Origin of the sequence: Pantoea sp. YU22 (genome assembly GCF_003970755.1) — a bacterium.
Classification (GTDB): Bacteria; Pseudomonadota; Gammaproteobacteria; order Enterobacterales; family Enterobacteriaceae; genus Pantoea; species Pantoea piersonii.
In genome coordinates, this window is record NZ_RYDU01000017.1 from 65,356 (window position 1) to 84,747 (window position 19,392).

Genomic DNA, 19,392 nt, shown 5'->3' on the forward strand with positions numbered 1-19,392 from the left:
AGGGGGATAACAATCGTTATCCCCCATTTTTTATGTTCAGACCGCGGGGCGGGCAACCACGCTGCGCGTTTCCATACGCACTTCGGCGATGGTGACGTCAATGACGTCCGTTACGCGATAGGCGATCTCGCCTTTAATCTGTACGGTGCCGTGCTCCTGGCTGCACACCAGCTCGTCGCGCACCGCATGGATAAAGGGCGCCGGGATAAAGGCGACCGCGCCGTTCTCCAGCAAGCGCACGCGCATGCCGCCGCGCGAGACGTCGATAATCTCCGCGCTGAACTTGCGGTCGGTGCCGGCATGCGGCGCCAGCCAGCGTGCATAGAGCCAGTCGCCGACGTCGCGCTCCGCCATACGGTTAAGGCGACGACGTTCGCCCATGGTCACCGTCAACGCCTCATCAGGGCGAGCGCCTTGCTCGCCGCGAATAATCGCTTTCAGCAGACGATGGTTGATCATGTCGCCCGACTTACGGATCGGCGAGGTCCAGGTGGCGTAAGCCTCCAGACCCAGCCCGAAATGGGGACCCGGCTCGGTGCTGATCTCAGCAAATGACTGGAAGCGGCGAATGCGGCTGTCCAGATACTGCGTCGGCTGCGCATCCAGCTCGCGGCGCAGCTGGCGGAAGCCTTCCAGCGTGGTGATAGCGGCAGCGTCAACGGTCACGCCATGGCTGGACAGCACGGCAGCAGCCTGCTCGGCGTTCGTCGCGTCAAAGCCGGTGTGCACGTTGTAGACCCCAAAGCCGAGCTTCTCACGCAGCACTTTACCGGCGCAGACGTTCGCGAGGATCATCGCTTCTTCTACCATACGGTTGGCGATACGGCGCGGCTCGGCGACGATATCCAGCACTTCGCCTTTCTCGCCGAGAACAAAGCGGTAATCGGGACGATCTTTAAACACCAGCGCATGGTTGTGACGCCATTCGCTGCGCGCCAGGCAGATGCGATGCAGCAGACGGATCTGTCGGGCGATCGCCTCGCTCTGCGGCTGCCATTCGCCACTGTTTTCCAGCCAGTCGGAAACCTCGTCGTAAACCAGTTTGGCTTTAGATTCGATCCACGCGGCAAAAAAGTGTACGTCGTCGCCCAGCGATCCATCCTGCGCGACGGTAACGCGGCAGGCCAGCGCCGGGCGGCGCACGTTCGGACGCAGCGAACAGACGTCGTCGGAGAGTTCGCGCGGCAGCATCGGGATATTAAAGCCAGGCAGATAGTTGGTGAACGCGCGCTGCGCCGCCAGCTTGTCCAGCTCGCTGCCTTCCGGCACGTAAGCGGTCGGGTCGGCGATGGCGATAGTGAGACTCAGCGTGCCGTCGGCGTTCTCTTCGACATAGAGCGCGTCATCCATATCTTCAGTGCTGGCGCTGTCGATGGTTACGAAATCGAGCGCGGTCAGATCTTCACGCGTCAGGTTTTCATCCAGCATCTCGCCAAAGCCAACCTGCGGCGCTTCGCGCTCCAGATTATGGCGCGACAGGGTGACCCACCAGGGCGCCAGATGATCGTCGGCTTTAACGATAAATTCAGTCAGTTCGGCATAGAAACCGCGATCGCCTTTCAGCGGGTGACGGCGCATTTCGGCGACGGCCCAGTCGCCAGCCTGGAAATCATGGCTCAGGCCACGCACCGGACGGCAGGGAATAGCGTCTTTTAATAACGGATGGTCCGGGACGATGGAAAGACGGTCATCTTTCTTCTGCACGCGGCCGACAAAGCGGCTGAGGAAGGGTTCGATCAGCGTTTCAGGCTCGGCGCTTTCACGATCCTTATCGCTGTGGATGACGGCAGAAACACGGTCGCCGTGCATCACCTTCTTCATCTGCGGCGGCGGAATGAAATAGCTTTTCTGCGCGTCGACTTCAAGGAAGCCGAAACCTTTTTCGGTGCCTTTAACAACACCTTCTGCGCGAGGAGTCTGCGCGTGGAGCTTCTCTTTGAGCTGCGCGAGCAGCGGATTATCCTGGAACATAGTCAGTTTAGTTTCGTGGCCTAAGAGCGGCTGCTAGTTTTACGCGAATCAGGGGCGCGCGGCAAGGCAAAAGAGGGTAAAAAAGCCGGATTAACCGGCTTTTATCTAAGGAAACTCTGACCTTACGCAATGCGCTGCGTAGGCAGTGAAACCGACAGCTCCAGCTTAACCGGAACCGATTTGGAGGTCGGCGTGCCGCTGATATCGCCGAAGCTGTTGAGCGGGACCAGCGGGTTGGTTTCCGGGTAATAAGCCGCCAGGTTACCGCGCGGAATATTGTAGGGCACCAGTTTGAAACCGCTGACGCGACGCGAAATATTGTCGTTCCACAGGGTTTCGATATCCACCAGCTGACCTTCCGTAAAGCCGAGCGCCTGCATATCTTCCGGGTTGATAAACACCACTTCGCGCTGGCCGTAAACGCCGCGGTAACGGTCATCAAGGCCGTAAATCGTGGTGTTGTACTGGTCATGCGAACGCAGCGTCTGCAGCGTAAACGGCACCTCAGCCACATCCGCCGGGAAGAGCGATTCAGGCAGCGCTGCGCTGCTGAACTCCGCTTTCTGCGTCGGGGTGTTGAAGCGCAGATCCGCCGCCGCGTTGCCGAGGTAGAAACCGCCCGGCAGGTCGCACTTCTCATTGAAGTCGGCGAAGCCCGGGATCGTGGCGGCGATATGGTCGCGGATCAGGTTGTAATCGGCGGCCAGCTCCAGCCACTTCACTTTTTCATCGCCCAGCACCGCGTGCGCGATGCCCGCCACAATGGCGGTTTCAGAGCGCTGCGTCTCCGCCAGCGGAATGCCGATGCCTTCGGAGGCGTGCACCATGCTGAAGGAGTCCTCAACGGTGATGAACTGGTTGCCACTCGCCTGCGTGTCTCGCTCGGTACGGCCCAGCGTCGGCAGGATCAGGCTCTCTGCGCCCGGCACCAGGTGGCTACGGTTGAGCTTGGTGCTGATGTGCACCGTCAGACCACAGCGCTGCAGCGCCTCTTCGGTGCGTGGCGAATCGGGTGCAGCGGCGGCCAGGTTGCCGCCCAGCGCGATCAGCACTTTAATCTCGTCGCGCAGCATCGCATTCAGCGCGTCAACTGTGTTATGGCCGTGTTCGCGCGGCGGCTCAAAGCCGAAGTGGCTGCCGAGCGCGTCGAGGAAGGCTTTGCTGGGCTTCTCATCGATACCCATCGTGCGGTTGCCCTGCACGTTACTGTGACCGCGTACCGGACAGAGGCCCGCGCCTTTTTTGCCGAGCTGGCCGAACAGCAGCTGCAGGTTAACGATCTCGCGTACCGTATCTACCGAGTGCTTATGCTGAGTGATGCCCATCGCCCAAGTGATAATGACGCGATCGGAACTCTGGTAAATCGCCGCAGCTTCGCGGATTTGCGCTTCGCTCAGACCAGACTGCTGCACGATCTGCATCCAGTCGGTGTTGTCTACCGCATCGAAATAGGCTTCAACGCCGTGGGTGGTCGCGTTAATAAAGGCTTCGTCAAACAGGCCTTTCTCACCGGCCGCTACGCGGGCGCGATGGGTTTCCAGCAGCGCTTTCACCATGCCGCGCACCGCCGCCATATCGCCGCCGAGATTCGGCTGATAGTAGGCGGAGCTGATGGTGCCCGCTTTGGAGGTGACGACTTCCAGCGGCTTCTGCGGATCGGCGAAACGCTCAAGGCCACGTTCACGCAGCGTGTTGAAGGTCACGATTTTCGCGCCGTGATCGGCTGCGTGGCGCAGGCTGTGCAGCATACGCGGGTGGTTGGTGCCCGGGTTCTGGCCAAAGACGAAGATCGCGTCAGCATGGTCGAAGTCGTCGAGACGAATGGTGCCTTTGCCGACGCCGATGCTGCGCTTCAGACCGGCACCGCTCGCTTCGTGACACATGTTGGAGCAGTCCGGGAAGTTATTGGTACCCGCCAGACGGCCGAACAGCTGATAGAGCCAGGAGGCTTCATTGCTGGCGCGACCGGAGGTGTAAAGCTCCATCTGGTTCGGGTTATCCATCGCCTTAATGTGCTGTGCGATCAGCGCAAAGGCGTCGTCCCAGCTGACCGGCTCGTAGTGGTCGGTTTCAGCGTTATAGCGCATCGGATGGGTCAGACGGCCCTGATACTCCAGGAAGTAGTCGCTCTGGGCATAGAGTTTAGTGACGCTGTGCTGTGCGAAGAAATCGGTATCGACCACGCGACGCGTCGCTTCCCAGGTCACCGCTTTAGCGCCGTTTTCACAGAAGCTAAAGGTGCTTTTGTTATCGTCGCCCCAGGCGCAGCCCGGGCAGTCGAAGCCGCGCGCTTTATTCATGCGCATCAGGTTGCGCATATTTTTCAGCGCGGCCTTGCTGTCGAAAACGAAACGGGTAGTGGCTTCCAGCGAACCCCAACCGCCCGCAGCGGCGCGGTAAGGCTTAATTTTACGTTTGAATTTCATGGTGAGTGCAGGCTTATGTTTTTTGTAGGAAGTTTGTTATCAGGATATATCCTGACGGTGAGGGAAGTGTGCGACTGCAATCATAAGTTGTCTAATTGATTGACTTAATGGTGCGATAGCCGCCGTTTATCGCGGCACAGGCGTAATTGTGATGCTGCTCAAATTTTACTCTCTGGTAACCTGGCGATAACGGGAGTTACTGGCGCATCGGGTCAATACTTGCACCTTCTTCTCTGAAAGGGCGCACCCCATGAAACAGCTCACCAGTCAGATCCATGCATTTGGCAAAGCCTTAATGATGCCGATCTCGGTGATCGCGGCGGCGGGGATCTTCCTCGGCCTCGCGGCCGCGATGCAGAACCCGGCGATTACCGGCGACGCCTTTGCTCAGATGCAGGTGCCGCAGCTGATTATCGGTTTCATTCGTAAAGTGGCGGGCGCGCTTTTTGCCAACCTGCCGGTCTTTTTCGCTGTGGCCAGCGCCATTGGTCTGGCGAAGGCGGAGAAGCCGACGGCCGCCTTCGCCGCCGTTATCGGTTATATCGCTATGAACGTCGGCATCAACGCCACGCTGGCGGCGAAAGGGTTGACGGCGGCAACCACCACGCCGGAAGCGCTGCAAAAGGCGGGTATGGATCAGACTGCGGCGATGATGACCTCGGCGGAATATATCCAGATGCTGGGCATCTTCACCTACAACATGAGCGTGCTGGGGGGCGTTATTGCCGGGCTGTTGACGGTGATGCTGCATAATCGCTTCTATACCCAACAGTTGCCGACTGCTATCAGTTTTTTCGGCGGACGTCGCTTCGTGCCTATCGTCACCGTGGTCTTTCTGCCGCTGGTGGGTGTGCTGCTGGCGCTGATCTGGCCGACGCTCGGCGCGGGTATCGCCTGGGTCGGTCAGATGATCGGCAAAAGCGGGCAGTACGGCGCCTTTCTGCTCGGGACGGCGGAACGCATCCTGATCCCGACCGGATTGCATCATATCCTCAACGAAACCGTGCGTTTCACTCCCATTGGCGGCATCGCCACGGTAGATGGGCAGACGCTGGTGGGGGCGCTTAATATCTTCAACGCGTCGCTGACCCATCCCGGATCGGTGCCTGACGACACGCTGCGCAACGCCACTCAGTTTCTCGCGCAGGGCAAGATCCCGGTCATGATGTTTGGTCTGCCGGCCGCCGCGCTGGCGATCTACCACACCGCGCGCCCTGAACATAAACAGCGGGTCAAGGCGTTGATGATGGCGGGCGCGCTGACCTCGTTCACTACCGGCATTACCGAGCCGCTGGAGTTCTGCTTTATCTTCGTTTCGCCGGTGCTCTATCTGATGCATGCGCTGCTTACCGGTTTCTCTTTTATGCTGATGTCGATGCTGCACCTGATGATCGGTAACGTGCAGGGCGGCGTAATCGATCTGGTGGTATTTGGCATACTCGGCGGCAGTAAAACGCACTGGTGGTGGACGCTGGCGCTCGGCGCGCTCTATGCGCCGCTCTACTACTACGGGTTTCGATTTATTATCACGCGCATGGGCGTCGAGACGCCGGGACGCGAGTCCGACGATGAAAAACCGCAGCAGGTGGCGGCGGGTGAGCGCACCAGAGTCATTATCAGCGGTCTCGGGGGAGAGGCCAATATTGAGGATGTCGACTGCTGCTTTACCCGCCTGCGCGTGCGGGTCAAAGATATGAAAGAGGTAGTGGATCAGACGCTGCTCACCACCGGTGCCAACGGCATCAATCGCGTCAGCGAGCACGATATCCAGGTTATCTATGGCCCGCAGGTCGAAAAGATCGCTAACGAAGTGAAAAGCGCGCTCGGCGTGGCGTGAAACGATTTACGTCTACACTTAACAGACCGGAAGCGAACAAGGAGACGGAAATGTTTAAACATAAAACCAATGAAGAACGTAAACAGGAAGGCGACGTGAGCAAGAGCGCCCCCGAGAGCACGCCGCACGTCGGCAACGCCTATGAAGAGGACGATCATCCGGCGGTCGACGCGCCCAATGAGCACGGCGAAATCCCTCGCACCCGCGATGACCATAACGATGACAAGAAAGATCCCTATCAGGATCGGGATAAAAAATAGCGCTTAGCGCGCAGCCATATCGGGTTCCCACCTGGCTGACCAGATTAGTTATGGTGGGAGCTGTATCACGACCTTTTCCAGCCGCTACGCCGACGTTCCCGCCTTCATCTCGCGCTGCGAATGCGCTTTTTATCTTCTCTGGTCCTGACAGGAGACCCCGACGCTTTTTCTTTTCAGCGGTGTACACGCACTATGAAAGTGCGGCGGGCTGGCCAAATGAAAACTGGCGCTCTGGCGTTTGTCAGCTTGTCACTGAGACCGGATAAGAGGATCATAGCGCTACGTTTTTCCGGCACTGCAGACGCTATGCTGATCAGCACTGAACAATTACGCAGCACCTCAGCGGATATCCGACTCGCCTCTACGCTTGCCGCCGTGGCTGGCGCGCTCAATACCGCAGCATTTGAAGTTGTAGGCTTTTTCTCGGCCAATATGACAGGAAACGTTTCATCGCTTTCAGATCATCTTGCTAAAGCCAATATGGCTCCGGCCATCTTTTTTCTGTCGGTTATCTCTGTTTTTATCGCCGGCTCCGCTTTCTCAACGGTCATTATTAATATCGGGCGCAGGCGAAAGATACGCACGGTCTACGCATTGAATATCTTGATTGAGGGAGCGGGACTGGTTGGTCTCGGCGTCGTTGAAACCTGGCTAACGCCGCTTTCACCTGGGGTCGTATTGATATTATGCCTGAGTTTCCTGATGGGGCTGCAAAATGCGGTGGTGACAAGGATATCGAACGCCCGGGTAAGAACCACCCATGTTTCAGGAACCTCGACCGATATCGGCATCGAGCTGGCGATGCTGTTCGATATCCTGAGACGCAAAGAGTCTCCTGAGTACGCGCCGCTTTATCTTGACCGTCTGAAACTCCATGCCCTAACGCTCTTCTCTTTCCTGACAGGCGGCGTGGCCGGTATATGGCTCTATCGTCTGCTGGGATATCTTTTTATCATTTTGATCGGACTTATGCTTATGCTGCTGGCCTTACATACTATCTTCAGCCAGCCCCGACGGTAATTTCTGCGATCTTTCATGAAGCGATGCAGAGGCAACAGGTTCATCTGTTTCAGGGTGGAAAGTGCCGGGGCTGAGAGGATCTGGGCGCTTCGGCACATCAGGCTGCAACATTGACATCACTATAATGTCTGCCGGAAGATCGTCTGAAAAGAGGTCATTTTTTATTTAGTGCAGCATCTGGTACTTAATTTAAACACACTCAGTAATCCTTGTTATGACCTTGACAGGTAGAGAAAATAAATATTAAACAGTTAATTTCCTCTGTAATCAGTTTATTGATAACAACTTATCTCCTTTGATCCCGACACATTTCCCGCAAGCCGCGTCACACAACAATCCAGAGACCAGTTTTCATCCTGCATAATCACTTTGCATCCTCCAGTGTCATGCCTGAACCCGTGAAAATCTCTACCTGTGTTAGTACATAAAATCGGTTATCACCGAACAGATGAGCAACTCCTGCGCTTTCTGGAAGTCGTGAATCTTCATGGCTGGCCCCTTTGATTTAACGTGTCGATAAGGCTGCGCAAGCACGCACGAAGGCGGCGAGTGATCCGTTCTAAAAATGACTCTTCGAACTGGGTGAAGCCCACGATGGGTCCATCCACGATAAAAAATGTCATCGTGGGATTCCTGTTTAGTTGTTCAGGCAAAGGCTGACGAAAATAAAAGGCCCAGACATTCCTGTTGGGCTAATGATTTGTCTCCGCTCTTTCGCACCGAAATGCGCTGGTGCGAATCCACCGCTGAGCTGACTACTCCATCTCTTTTGCGGTATCACTCTTTTTAGGTACAAATCATAAGATGTGTACAATGCTAAATTTCTGGTTTAAAAAACTTATAATTTGATCTAAGTTAGCTATATATATGGATTTAATGGTTGGATTGAGCGTTATCTAGCTGTTGGTACTGGTTACGTACCCAGGGAGGTAGAATGTGTAACCTTAATTTTTGTTGCCCTCATTGCGGTTGCAGGAAGTTTGTCTTTACGAATTATTGCCAACGCAGGCAAACCAGGCATGGTGCTGCTTGCGCAAAATGTGGGGCCTATCTGACTCCTGACTCATGCTTGATAAATAACGACGAGCATCGGTCTGACGGAGGCCGGGAAAGGACACCAAGCGAACCTCAGGATCAGGATTAATACAAAACGAGCGTGAACGGTGTTACAACAGTCACTATCTGGTGATGGGAGGCCCGCCACCCGTTCCATTTCTCTTCTGTCAGCAGGTACTGGCCGCGCGCTGCGAGCATTGCGCTGGCAACCCGGCAGGCATTTCGGGCACAGGTTTTATTATTCTGGGATGAGCCCTCTGGCTCTGACAACGTTGATTGCATCGCCCTGGTTGCGAAGTAATCACGCAATTGCATGCCACCTTCAACATGCTTTTAGTCTGTGTTCTCTGTTGCTGTAAAAGGAAACGCGCAGCCACCTGTCTCTTTACTCCTCTCCCTCTCCTGAATTTGGGCGTAAAAAAAGCCGCCTGAGCGACCTGCTGGTAAAAAAGTCGGGATATTTAGCCACGCCCGGCGTGTGGTTTCCTTACTTTCCACAGGCAATCAGAGGGAAATACATGAGCGAACATCAGGGCTTTACAAATGACCCTGTACCGCCTCGAATACAGCCAAAACCCTCACCGGCACAAACGCCGAAGAAGTAATGGCCGATAAATGGGCAGAAAAGAGATCATACCTCACCATGCAATTCCACGGCCTACTCCTGGGCTGCCGCAACCAACGCAAAAGTAACTGACGGACGCGACTACGGTCGCGTTTTTCTCACCAGGGCCGCTTAGTTACCTCAACTTCTCGCCGTTAATTCACCATACAACCTTCGTCAGCAGGAGATAGTAAATCAGATGCAGGCTCAAGCTCAGGGGAGCGAAAAGCGTGACGTATAAAAAAGCCCCGGCGACGGGGCAGAGGTAGACCGCGCCCATCTGAGCAGGCTGCGGGATGATCACATCGTTTTATTAGATGCATGCACGCTGCGTCTTTAAAAAAGCCCGCTACGCGAGGAACGGTAGCGGGCAACCGTGGTAGAGCACTGCTACGAGCCTTTTCGGGGCCTCTTGTATTGTCTGGTAATGTTATTGAGGGCATCCTCACCTTCCAGGTAAGCTTTAAGAATGGCTATTTAAAAGGGGGGTGACAAACGCAATGCTTTGAATATACTGCAAATTAACGATAAGTTGCTAAGGCATTAATAAAAAAATAACATGCAGAATGCGCGTCTGCAAGGGGAGGCTTTATTGTAATATTAGATCCATTTAGATGTGGATATAGTGGCGAGGCTAAGGCATACCTGGCGTGACTGTCTTTAAGTAAATCTGTATGAAGGCAGGATGGTGCAAGCTATATTTTTTGGTGTCGAGCTCGATGGCTTTTTTCCCCGCCTTTTCATCTGGCCTCAACCGTGCGCTTACCGTACCTCTTTACCCGAGAAGATTACCCGCCTGTATTGGGGCAGTAATCGCGAGTCCCGACAAGCACGAGAGGCGTCGGCAACCAAAGAGCAAAACAAATCCTTTCCCTGCGCGTAAAAAATGAAGCAATTAAGCAGTTAGATGAGCGGCTAAAAATCAGAACAAAGGGCAGGGCAACTCTATAAAAAAGCCCGCTCAATGGCGGGCAAATGCGTGTCTTGTTCTTATCGTTCGCAACACTTTGCTGTGTGCTACAAGGTGATATTACCCTCGCGGCCCAGGTAAATCCTTTATGAGTGGCGGACTTGTGAGCTGTATCATTGTGTTACCTGAGGCTTAAAAAGCCTGCTTGAGTCAACCTAATCGTAATCCGACTATAAAAAACCCGGCGAGCAGCTTTCGCATCGAAATGCCAGACCGCGAAACGATGGAAGGAGAGGTAATGGAGAGAATTATCGTGCCAGGTAAAGTTACTGCGACGATTGTCGATGATAACAATAAGTTCGGCCGACGATCTGAGCGTGGCAGCTTCCGTCTCATTTTGGGCTTCACGTTGACAACCCGGCGGCCCTACCTGAAGATCAAAGGTAAGTTACACAGGCATTTTTTTATTTAGTACACCTGTCAGGACATAATTTTATTTTTACACACAGAAAACCTTGTTAAGCGATTGATAGGTAAAGAAAATAGACATTAAACAGTTAATTTACCTCTGCAACCTTGAGCGTGAGCGCCACTTTGGCCGGGCGGCGGAGGCCAGTTTCGTCAGCCAGCCGACGCTCTCAATGCGCCTGAAAAATCTTGAACGCGAACTCGGGCTGTCTTTGATCAACCGCAGCAATAACTTTGTCGGCTTTACGCCGGAAGGCGACCGCGTGCTGGCGTGGGCGCGGGAAATCGTCTCGGTCTATCAGGGGCTAAAGCTGGAAGTGGAGTCACTGAAGCACGGCGTCAACGGCACGCTGCGCATCGGGGTGATGCCGCAGTGCAGCGTGGCGCTGCCGGAGCTGCTGAAAAAGGTGCAGAACCGCTATCCGCAGCTTAACTACCGTATCGCTGCGCTGAGCGCCGATCAGCTGCTGGAGGCGCTGAACAGCCACACGGTTGACGTTGGCATCGGTTTTTTCGAGCTGGCGACGCTGCGTGAGCTGCATTTTCAGACGGCGTTCCTGCCTGAACGCGGGGTAGAAGCGATTTTCGATCCCGCGCAGTTTCCCGAACTGGTCAGCGATGAGCCTCTCTCGCTGGCCGCGCTCGCTGCCTTGCCGCTCTGCCTCTCGGAGCCGACGCGCTATTTTCGCCGCTATCTGGATATGGCTTTCCGCGAAGCGGGTCTGACGCCGCAGGTAATGGTAGAGAGCGCCGCTATTCTTGAGCTGGTGCAGAGCGCGCAGGTAGGGCTGGGGGTGCTGGTGTCGCCTGTCGGCCATCTGCTGCCGTCGATGCTGAATGGCATGGCGCAGCGGCCGATTACCATTACCCATATGGCGCGCCAGGCGGCGCTGGTCATTGCCGAGCCGGGCCGCGCGTCGCCGCTGTCACAACACTTCTTCGACGAGGCGCGCAGCCACCTCGAAAGCTACGTCGTTTCACCCATGGCGTAAAACAGCCGGCTGTTCCAGTTGCCGATCGCGACCGCCTGAATCAGGGCGAACAGCGCTTCCGGCTGCCAGCCTTCTGCGACCAGCGGTTGCAGATGCGCCGCGCTGAACCGCTCCGGCGAGCGCGTCAGCTGCGCCGCCAGCGCCACAACGCGGCCCTGCGTCGTCGGCTGGCTGGCGGCCTCATCCACGGATTCCAGCAGCGTATTGCGTACCTCGACCGGGAAAAACTGAAACGCCCAGCGGCAGCCGAGCGTGCGGGCGCAGGTCGCCTCCGCCAGCGGCGTAAACGCGGCAGGGACGATACGCTGGCGCAGCGTTTGCCAGCCGTAGAGCGCGGCGGCGTCGTGCGCCAGCAGCCAGACCGTATCGGCGAGCTCGGGATGCGGCTGGCAAAAGGTGACGGCGGCAAGCTGCTCGGCGCTGGCGTAGCGCAGCTCCAGCGGCTTAATACCGGGTTTCCACGTCTGCCTCTCGGCAAAGCCGTCGCGGCTGGCATCAGGCGGCGGCGTTACGCCCGGCAGCCAGCGCACCGGCAGCGCCAGCAGCGCATGCAAACCGGCGACGACGCGCGCCTGATAGCTGACGAAGCCGACGATCTGATTCAGCGTGACGATATCCGGCTCGGTCAGGCCCACGGCGTCCAGCGCCCGGAGCGCCGCCGCGTTAATCAGTTCCGGCTGCATCGCCAGCTGGCGCGCATACTGCGTCAGCTGGGTCAGGCGGTTGTTGCTCTCCCGCGAAGAGTCGGGGCCGGGCAGGGGATTGAGGCGCGCCGAATAGTGATTGCACAGGCGCTGCACGCCCGCGATCTGCGCGACGGTCAGCGCGGTGCTGAGTCGATCGTAAAGGGTCAGGGTATGGGTCAGCGTCGCCGTCACGCGATCGGGAAACAGCAGCTGGCTGAGATCTCTCGAGGCCAGCAGCATCGGCTGGCTGGCCTGCAGCAGCGGCTGAAGCGCGCTGGCCTCCTGCTGTAAACCGAGCAGGAAACGGTCGTTGATAAGGGCTGCTTCGGGAACCAGCGGCTCAGCCTGGATGGCGTGCGGGCTGGTCTGGCTCTCGTAAAACCAGTGGTGATGGCCAGGATAGCGGCGTTGTTCCATGGTTATTCCTTTTGCAAATAACTGGCACGTCGCGCATGGCGTGAATCCGAAACCGTGACGCGCGCCCGGGGGCTGGCTTATCGTCGCTTAACGGTAGAGAAGGGCAAAAGATCGATCGGTGATAATTAATAGCCGGTAGCTATAAGGCGGGGAAAGTGAGCAGCAAAAGAGAGGGCGAGCCAGGCTCGCCCTTACAACTTATTTCAGTTCCAGCTCGTTCATCGCGGCGATGCTGAAGCCGCCGTCAACGTGAACGATCTCGCCGGTGATGCCGCCGGCCAGGTCAGAACAGAGGAACGCCGCTGAGTTGCCGACGTCTTCGATGGTAACGGTGCGGCGAATCGGGGTAACCGCTTCGCAGTGCGCCAGCATCTTACGGAAATCTTTGATGCCTGATGCCGCCAGCGTGCGGATCGGGCCGGCGGAAACGGCGTTCACGCGCACGCCTTCAGGACCCATTGCGTTCGCCATATAGCGTACGTTCGCTTCCAGCGACGCTTTTGCCAGACCCATCACGTTGTAGTTCGGGATCGCGCGCTCTGCGCCCAGGTAGGAGAGCGTCAGCAGGGCGGAGCCCGGGTTCAGCATCTCGCGGCACTCTTTCGCCATCGCAACAAAGCTGTAGGCGCTGATGTCGTGGGCAATCTTAAAGCCTTCACGGGTAACGGCGTTCACATAGTCGCCATCCAGCTGGTCGCCCGGGGCGAAACCGATGGAGTGAACGAAACCGTCAAATTTCGGCCAGGTTTTTGCCAGTTCAGTAAACAGCGATTTGATGCTCTCGTCTTCGGCCACATCGCACGGCAGAACAATGTCTGAACCCAGTTCTTTAGCAAACTCTTCCACACGACCTTTCAGTTTGTCGTTCTGGTAGGTGAAAGCCAGTTCTGCGCCCTGCTTGTGCATCGCCTGCGCAATTCCGTAGGCAATAGAGAGTTTACTGGCAACGCCAGTAATCAGAATGCGCTTACCGGAAAGAAAACCCATAGCTGTAATCCTTATGGTCATTGTTGTTGGCGGCCGCATTGGTTAAAAAACAGGCGACCGCGTTAATCGACGTGCGGATTCTAGCACGTCTCAGGCAAATGGGGTAAACCAACCTGTATCAGCGTTCCCGTCGCCAGGCTTCCGCCGTCAGCGCTTCGCCAAAATGGCTGGAAATCAGCCGCTTAGTCAGGTCGTGCAGCGGCGAAGCCAGCACGTCGGCGGTGCCGCCGCGCTCGACCACTTCCCCCTGGTGCATCACCAGCACCTGATCGCTGATGTGCTTCATCATACCGAGATGCTGCGTCACATAAATATAGGTGATGCCGTGCTGCTCCTGTAGCTCCAGCATCAGATTGACCAGCTGGGAGCGCATCGTCATATCGAGCGAGGCGAGGGCTTCGTCAGCGATAATGACCTTCGGCTGCAGGATCAGCGCGCGCGCCAGGCCAAGACGCTGCTTCTGTCCCGGCGCCAGCATATGCGGATAGTATCCGGCGTGATCGCGCAGCAGACCTACCTGGCGCAATGTCGCGATGATGCGCTTCTCGCGCGCTTCCGGCGGCAGATCGCTGTTCAGCCGCAGCGGCAGGTCAAGGATCTGGCTAACGCGCTGGCGCGGATTAAGCGAGGTCGAGGGATCCTGGAATATCATGCGGATGCGCTGGCTGCGGTAGCCATAGTCGCCAAACTCCAGCGGATGATCGTTAATCAGGATTTCGCCTGCGCTCGGCGCCACCATGCCGCTCAGCATTTTCGCCAGCGTCGACTTGCCGGAACCGTTCTCCCCGATAACCGCCAGCGTCTGCTTCTCGCGCAGGATAAAGCTCACTGACTTTACCGCCTCGACGTGCTGACGGCGAAAGAGTCCGGTGCGATAGCGAAAGGTTTTGCTCAGATTGCGCACCTCAAGCAGCGTTTCCATCTACTGCTCCTCCATATTCAGCGGAAAGTGGCAGGCGAACAGGTGCGTTTTACTGCCGCTCAGACGCGGAGTTTCAACACATTTGCGCTGCGCATAAGGACAGCGCGGGCCGAGTCGACAGCCGATCGGCAGGCTTTCCAGCGAAGGGATGGCGCCGGAGAGAGTATTAAGACGGCTCTTGTGCGGCAGCGAACGACCAAAATCGGGCATCGCGCGGATCAGCGCCTGCGTATAAGGATGGTGCGGCGTGGTCATCAGGTCGTCGCTGCCCGCGGTTTCTACCGTCTGCCCGCAGTACATCACGTTGATGCGATCCGCCCACTGGCTCATGGTGCGTAAGTCGTGGCTAATCAGCAGAATAGTGGTGTTGTTATTCTGATTAAGGCGGCTCAGCAGGCGAAAAATTTGCGCCTGGGTCGTCGGCTCCATGGCGTTGGTCGGCTCATCGGCGATCAGCAGTCGCGGCTGGTTGGCCAGCGCGATGGCGATCATCACTTTCTGACATTCGCCTTCGGTCAGCTCATAGGGGAAGCTGCGCATAATATCTTTATGATCTTTGATGCCGACGCGGTGCAGCAGCTCGATGGCGCGGGTTTTACGCCAGAACCAGAAGCGGCGCAGCCAGGGGCCTTTGTAGGTCCAGCGCGGAATGGCCTGCATCAGCTGGCGGCCAATGCGCTCCGAAGGATCGAGACAGGACTGCGGCTCCTGGAAAATCATCGAGACGTTATGCCCGACGATGCGGCGGCGCGCGCGCGGCGACAGACGCAGCAGGTCGATATCGTCAAACACCATACGATCGGCGGTAACGCGCCAGTTATCTTTGGTCACGCCGCAGATCGCCTTCGCCACCAGGCTTTTGCCCGAGCCCGATTCGCCCACTAAGCCGCGTACTTCGCCTTCCATAAGCGTCAGGTTGATGCGATCCACCGCTTTCACGGGGCCGTCGGCGGTCATAAATTCAATGGTCAGATTACGAATATCGAGTAATGGCATTATTCCACTCCCGCCTCTACGGCGCGGCGAATGCCGTCGCCCAGCAGGTTAACAATTAATACGCTGATCATCAGCGCCACGCCCGGCAGCATTACCGTCCAGGGCGCGACATAGACCAGCTCCAGCGAATCGCCGAGCATCGCGCCCCATTCGGGCGAAGGCAGCTGCGCGCCGAGGTCGAGAAAGCCGAGCGCGGCGATATCCAGGATCGCCAGCGACAGCGAGCGTGTCACTTCGCTGATAAGCATCGGCAGCACGTTGGGCAGAATCGCGTGCCGCAGAATATCGATATTGGTGGCGCCGTCGAGGCGCGCGGCCACCACATACTCTTTTTCCAGCTCGTCATGCACTGCGCTATAGGTGGCGCGCACCAGACGCGGCAACAGCGTCAGCCAGACCGCCAGCAGCGCATGCTCCAGACGCGGACCTAGAAACGCCACCACGATAATCGCCAGCAGCAGCGACGGAATCGACAGCAGCGTGTCCAGCACGTGGTTCATAACGGCCGAGCGTAAACCGTGGGTGATGCCCGCCAGCACGCCGAGCGCCAGTCCGCACAGCGTCGCAAACAGCGTCACCAGAATGGCGGAGCCGACGGTGGGCGCCACGCCGCTCAGCAGACGGCTCAGTACGTCGCGGCCCAAGTCGTCGGTGCCAAGGAAAAAGGAAACATCGCCGTAGCGCGACCAGGAGGGCGGCAGCAGTTGATAGCCGAGAAATTGCTGATCGATACCGTAGGGTGCCAGCAGTCCGCCAAACAGGCAGAGGAACAGCAGCGCGCCAAAGCCATACAGGCCGATCATAGCGGTCGTGTTGCGATAAAAGTGGTGCCAGCTGCGGCGAAACGCGCCGGGCAGGCGTTTCTCGGCATAGACATTATCGTAGGGCATACGCAGTCGCTTGAGGGTTGGTTTGGATAGGGTGCATCGGTTTACAATTTTCTGTCATATCAATGTGTTGCTCAGGTTCTCAGCGTTATCGTGTCGTACTGCGCGTAGCAGGAACGGCGGTACGGATTCAGTTGCCACGCTTGCGTATACGAAAAGGGAGCGTACACAGTGCAGAAGTCAGCAGAGAGCGAAAGGCGCAGGTGCGCGCCGCTCGCCACAGAGGATTATCCGTCGATAACCCGCTTACAGGCAAGGGAACGGCGGCAGCAATTTCATTCAGGGATAGCAGAAGGTCAGCTTCTGCGCTTTCAGGCCAGCCAGAAGCGAGCAGAAAGAAGGCGATATGGGTCGGAAAAGAGCGGGGCGCTCTTTTCCGCAGAGAGGAAAGAAACCGGGGCCTGATCTCAGATTAAGGCTCAGCTCTGTTCGCCGGAAAAGGCGCGCCAGGCGGCCAGCGTATCAAGTGACTCCCTCAGCAGTTTGATCTTTCCCGCTTCCGCCACCAGGCGACCGGCATAGGTCTGCCTGTAGACGCGGTCGGTGCCTGCAATACCCGCTTCGACGCTGTATTCGCCAAAGGCCTGAGTGGGCGTATCGATCAAAAACTCAATATTACGGAACCGGAAATCGGGCACTTTCTCCAGCAGGCCAGCAATAAAGGATGCGATCTCCTGCGCGCCCTGGGCACGATGCGGCAGGCCGAGCGTTTTCAGGTAAGGCAATTCCAGCACGCCATCCGCGGCGAAAAGTGCCGCAGCGGCGCGGGGATCGCGTATTGAATCCAGATAAAGTTGCAGTAGCTGTATGGCTGTTTTCATGGGCAAAGGCTCCTGAAGTGGTTAACGGCCGACAGAATGCTGCGGGCCTGACACCAGCCTAATTAACTTCAGGAGTGTACAAAACAGCAAAGGATGAAACCTATCATTTCATTTATGTAATCATCCTTCTGATGTTGCTTTCAGGGCACGTAGCGCCACTCTGGCTCGCTCAGACGTTGGGCAAAAAAGTCGGAAAGCACTCTGACCTTGAGCGGCCGGCTGCGTGCGGTTGGAGTAACGAAATAGAGCCCGCCCTGCGTCATCGACCATTCATCAAGGAGGCGTACCAGGCGGCCATCGCGCAGATACTCCGCTGCGATAAACTCCGGCAGTTCGGCGATGCCTAACCCTTCGAGCAGCGGTGGCAGCAGGGCGTCTGAGTTTGTTACCCGCAGCGGTCCATTCGGAACGATATCTTCATGCACGCCGGAGGTATGCGTAAAGCGCCATACCTGACTGCGCGCGCGGTACGCATAGCTGAAGCAGGGACGCGACGTCAGCGCTCTGGGGTGTTCCGGCGCGCCATGGCGAGCAATATAGGAAGGGGCCGCCACCAGAAACTGTGTTACCGCGCATAAGCGACGCGCAACCAGCGACGAATCCGGCAGCGCGGCAATGCGCAGCGCCGCATCAAAGCCTTCGGCGATCACATCGACCGACGCGTCCGAGAGGTGCAAATCCACGCTGAGTTCGGGAAACTGGTGAATTAGCTCCGGCAACAGCGGCGCAATCCAGCGTAGCCCGAAGGCCATCGGCACCGCCAGCCGCACCAGACCGCGCGGCTGTACCGCAAGCTCGTGCGCCTCGCTTTCGACTTCCTCCGCCTGCCGGTAAATTTCAGACGCTTTCGCGGCCATGCTCTGGCCAAACTCCGTCAGCGCCACCTGCCGCGACGTGCGGTTAAACAGTCTGCCGCCCAGCCTCTCCTCCAGCCGGGCGACGGCGCGCGATACCGTTGGGACGGAGACGCCCATGACTCTCGCCGCGGCGGCGAACGATCCTTCCTCAGCTACTTTCGCGAACATCGCGAGTCCTTCGAAATCGGGGAATCTGTTCATTTCAAATCTGCAACGATGAGTTTTAAATCATTCTATTTTGAAAAATATAGTTCGTCGATATGCTTCTTCTGTCGCCACAGCCGCCGGTCTCTCTTAGTCAGTAACGCCGTCGGCAGCCATTAACTCTTTATCAGGCGGAAAAGGAATTGCCGGATTACGCCGTTCTTCCGCCATGCAGAGCAGCACTGAATTTTTAGCGATGTTCAGCTTGAAACTTTAAATGACATTCAACAGGCATATGCGTGCCTTAACCTGAGGAAACAGATGATGAGCAATAAACTTTCAAATAAAATCGCGCTGGTGACCGGCGGCAGTTCAGGCATTGGTCTGGCCTCGGCGCAGGAGCTGGCTTCACAGGGCGCAAAGGTCTATATCACCGGCCGTCGCCAGGAGGAGCTTGACGCTGCGGTAGCGGCGATTGGACCGGCCGCGACCGGTATCCGCGCCGATGCCTCCCGTCTGTCCGATCTGGATAAGGTCTTTGCCACCATCGCCAGCGAGTCAGGACGACTTGATATCCTGTTCGTCAATGCCGGCGGCGGGGATATGATGCCGCTTGACGCAATTACGGAAGAGCACTTCGATCGCATTTTCGGCACGAACGTGCGCGGGCTGCTTTTTACCGTTCAGAAGGCGCTGCCTCTCCTTAACAAGGGTTCATCGGTTATCCTGACGGGCTCGACTGCCGCAGTTAAAGGCACAGCGAACTTCAGCGTTTATAGCGCCAGTAAAGCAGCGGTGAGGAACTTTGCCCGCTCATGGGCGCTCGATTTAAAAGATCGCGGTATCAGGGTGAACGTTGTCAGCCCTGGCCCGATCCGCACCGCAGGTCTGGGCGGTCTGGTCCCGGAAGAACATCGCCAGGGGCTGTTTGAGGTGCTGGCCGCGGAGGTCCCTCTCGGCAGACTGGGCGAGCCCGAAGAAGTCGGCAAAGCGGTGGCGTTTCTTGCCTCTGACGATGCTGCTTTTATTAATGCCGCGGAGTTTTATGTGGATGGCGGTCTGGCGCAGGTTTAATGGTTACGCTTTTCATCTTTGATCAGGCTGTCAGGCCTGAAGAGTGAGGAGAATATC

15 protein-coding genes are annotated in these 19,392 nt (G+C 57.1%); 5 read left to right on the forward strand and 10 right to left on the reverse strand.

The window, feature by feature from the left end:
• Nucleotides 1–36 precede the first annotated feature (36 nt).
• Nucleotides 37–1,971 (reverse strand): exoribonuclease II, encoded by a 1,935-nt coding sequence (locus tag EKL29_RS19065; protein WP_126690447.1) that lies wholly within the window; start codon nt 1,969–1,971, stop codon nt 37–39.
• A 122-nt stretch (nt 1,972–2,093) separates the two neighbouring features.
• Nucleotides 2,094–4,397: an FdhF/YdeP family oxidoreductase gene (locus EKL29_RS19070; protein WP_120454103.1), complete on the reverse strand. Its 2,304-nt coding sequence runs from the start codon at nt 4,395–4,397 to the stop codon at nt 2,094–2,096.
• Nucleotides 4,398–4,647: 250 nt separating this feature from the next.
• Between EKL29_RS19070 and EKL29_RS19075 the strand changes: the two genes are divergently transcribed.
• The 3 genes from EKL29_RS19075 to EKL29_RS19085 all read left to right on the forward strand — a co-directional run bounded on the left by EKL29_RS19075 (nt 4,648) and on the right by EKL29_RS19085 (nt 7,514).
• Nucleotides 4,648–6,234, forward strand: coding sequence for a PTS transporter subunit EIIC (locus tag EKL29_RS19075; RefSeq protein WP_126690448.1), 1,587 nt, complete (start codon nt 4,648–4,650; stop codon nt 6,232–6,234).
• Between the two features lie 50 nt (nt 6,235–6,284).
• Nucleotides 6,285–6,494: a hypothetical protein gene (locus EKL29_RS19080; RefSeq protein WP_120454107.1), complete on the forward strand. Its 210-nt coding sequence runs from the start codon at nt 6,285–6,287 to the stop codon at nt 6,492–6,494.
• 306 nt (nt 6,495–6,800) lie between these two features.
• Nucleotides 6,801–7,514, forward strand: coding sequence for a YoaK family protein (locus EKL29_RS19085; protein ID WP_126690461.1), 714 nt, complete (start codon nt 6,801–6,803; stop codon nt 7,512–7,514).
• A 485-nt stretch (nt 7,515–7,999) separates the two neighbouring features.
• On the opposite strand, the gene EKL29_RS19090 is transcribed toward EKL29_RS19085, so the two are convergent.
• Nucleotides 8,000–8,137 carry a protease FtsH-inhibitory lysogeny factor CIII gene (locus EKL29_RS19090; RefSeq protein WP_120454108.1) on the reverse strand — a complete coding sequence of 46 codons (138 nt, stop codon included), beginning with the start codon at nt 8,135–8,137 and terminating at the stop codon, nt 8,000–8,002.
• Between the two features lie 2,489 nt (nt 8,138–10,626).
• On the opposite strand from EKL29_RS19090, the gene EKL29_RS19100 reads away from it, so the two are divergent.
• Complete coding sequence (locus tag EKL29_RS19100; RefSeq protein ID WP_120454110.1) at nt 10,627–11,544, forward strand: LysR family transcriptional regulator; 918 nt, start codon at nt 10,627–10,629, stop codon at nt 11,542–11,544.
• Here the strand turns inward: EKL29_RS19100 and EKL29_RS19105 are convergent.
• The 7 genes from EKL29_RS19105 to EKL29_RS19135 all read right to left on the reverse strand — a co-directional run bounded on the left by EKL29_RS19105 (nt 11,520) and on the right by EKL29_RS19135 (nt 18,285).
• Nucleotides 11,520–12,647, reverse strand: coding sequence for an oxidoreductase (locus EKL29_RS19105; protein ID WP_126690450.1), 1,128 nt, complete (start codon nt 12,645–12,647; stop codon nt 11,520–11,522). The two genes, EKL29_RS19100 and EKL29_RS19105, sit on opposite strands and share 25 nt — an antisense overlap.
• Before the next feature lie 198 nt (nt 12,648–12,845).
• Entirely contained in the window at nt 12,846–13,634 is a 789-nt protein-coding gene (fabI, locus tag EKL29_RS19110; protein ID WP_120454114.1) for an enoyl-ACP reductase FabI, read from the reverse strand.
• A 118-nt stretch (nt 13,635–13,752) separates the two neighbouring features.
• A complete protein-coding gene (gene sapF, locus EKL29_RS19115; protein ID WP_120454116.1) occupies nt 13,753–14,556 on the reverse strand; it encodes a putrescine export ABC transporter ATP-binding protein SapF in 804 nt (267 codons plus the stop codon).
• Entirely contained in the window at nt 14,557–15,552 is a 996-nt protein-coding gene (sapD, locus tag EKL29_RS19120; RefSeq protein ID WP_120454118.1) for a putrescine export ABC transporter ATP-binding protein SapD, read from the reverse strand.
• The gene (sapC, locus tag EKL29_RS19125) at nt 15,552–16,442 is read right to left on the reverse strand and encodes a putrescine export ABC transporter permease SapC (RefSeq protein ID WP_126690451.1); all 891 of its coding nucleotides are present in this window, start codon (nt 16,440–16,442) and stop codon (nt 15,552–15,554) included. The genes sapD and sapC overlap by 1 nt, the downstream gene beginning before the upstream one ends.
• Before the next feature lie 416 nt (nt 16,443–16,858).
• Nucleotides 16,859–17,260 carry a nuclear transport factor 2 family protein gene (locus EKL29_RS19130; protein ID WP_120454121.1) on the reverse strand — a complete coding sequence of 134 codons (402 nt, stop codon included), beginning with the start codon at nt 17,258–17,260 and terminating at the stop codon, nt 16,859–16,861.
• 140 nt (nt 17,261–17,400) lie between these two features.
• Nucleotides 17,401–18,285, reverse strand: coding sequence for a LysR family transcriptional regulator (locus EKL29_RS19135; RefSeq protein WP_240629442.1), 885 nt, complete (start codon nt 18,283–18,285; stop codon nt 17,401–17,403).
• 300 nt (nt 18,286–18,585) lie between these two features.
• Here EKL29_RS19135 and EKL29_RS19140 point away from each other — a divergent pair, with 300 nt between their 5' ends.
• Entirely contained in the window at nt 18,586–19,335 is a 750-nt protein-coding gene (locus EKL29_RS19140) for an SDR family NAD(P)-dependent oxidoreductase (protein WP_120454124.1), read from the forward strand.
• Nucleotides 19,336–19,392: the final 57 nt, after the last annotated feature.

Coding starts and splice junctions, on each gene's coding strand:
- EKL29_RS19065 (WP_126690447.1), bottom strand. CDS start 1,971: ATGTTCCAGGATAATCCGCTGCTCGCGCAGCTCAAAGAGAAGCTCCAC.
- EKL29_RS19070 (WP_120454103.1), bottom strand. CDS start 4,397: ATGAAATTCAAACGTAAAATTAAGCCTTACCGCGCCGCTGCGGGCGGT.
- EKL29_RS19075 (WP_126690448.1), top strand. CDS start 4,648: ATGAAACAGCTCACCAGTCAGATCCATGCATTTGGCAAAGCCTTAATG.
- EKL29_RS19080 (WP_120454107.1), top strand. CDS start 6,285: ATGTTTAAACATAAAACCAATGAAGAACGTAAACAGGAAGGCGACGTG.
- EKL29_RS19085 (WP_126690461.1), top strand. CDS start 6,801: ATGCTGATCAGCACTGAACAATTACGCAGCACCTCAGCGGATATCCGA.
- EKL29_RS19090 (WP_120454108.1), bottom strand. CDS start 8,137: ATGACATTTTTTATCGTGGATGGACCCATCGTGGGCTTCACCCAGTTC.
- EKL29_RS19105 (WP_126690450.1), bottom strand. CDS start 12,647: ATGGAACAACGCCGCTATCCTGGCCATCACCACTGGTTTTACGAGAGC.
- fabI (WP_120454114.1), bottom strand. CDS start 13,634: ATGGGTTTTCTTTCCGGTAAGCGCATTCTGATTACTGGCGTTGCCAGT.
- sapF (WP_120454116.1), bottom strand. CDS start 14,556: ATGGAAACGCTGCTTGAGGTGCGCAATCTGAGCAAAACCTTTCGCTAT.
- sapD (WP_120454118.1), bottom strand. CDS start 15,552: ATGCCATTACTCGATATTCGTAATCTGACCATTGAATTTATGACCGCC.
- sapC (WP_126690451.1), bottom strand. CDS start 16,442: ATGCCCTACGATAATGTCTATGCCGAGAAACGCCTGCCCGGCGCGTTT.
- EKL29_RS19130 (WP_120454121.1), bottom strand. CDS start 17,260: ATGAAAACAGCCATACAGCTACTGCAACTTTATCTGGATTCAATACGC.
- EKL29_RS19135 (WP_240629442.1), bottom strand. CDS start 18,285: ATGTTCGCGAAAGTAGCTGAGGAAGGATCGTTCGCCGCCGCGGCGAGA.
- EKL29_RS19140 (WP_120454124.1), top strand. CDS start 18,586: ATGAGCAATAAACTTTCAAATAAAATCGCGCTGGTGACCGGCGGCAGT.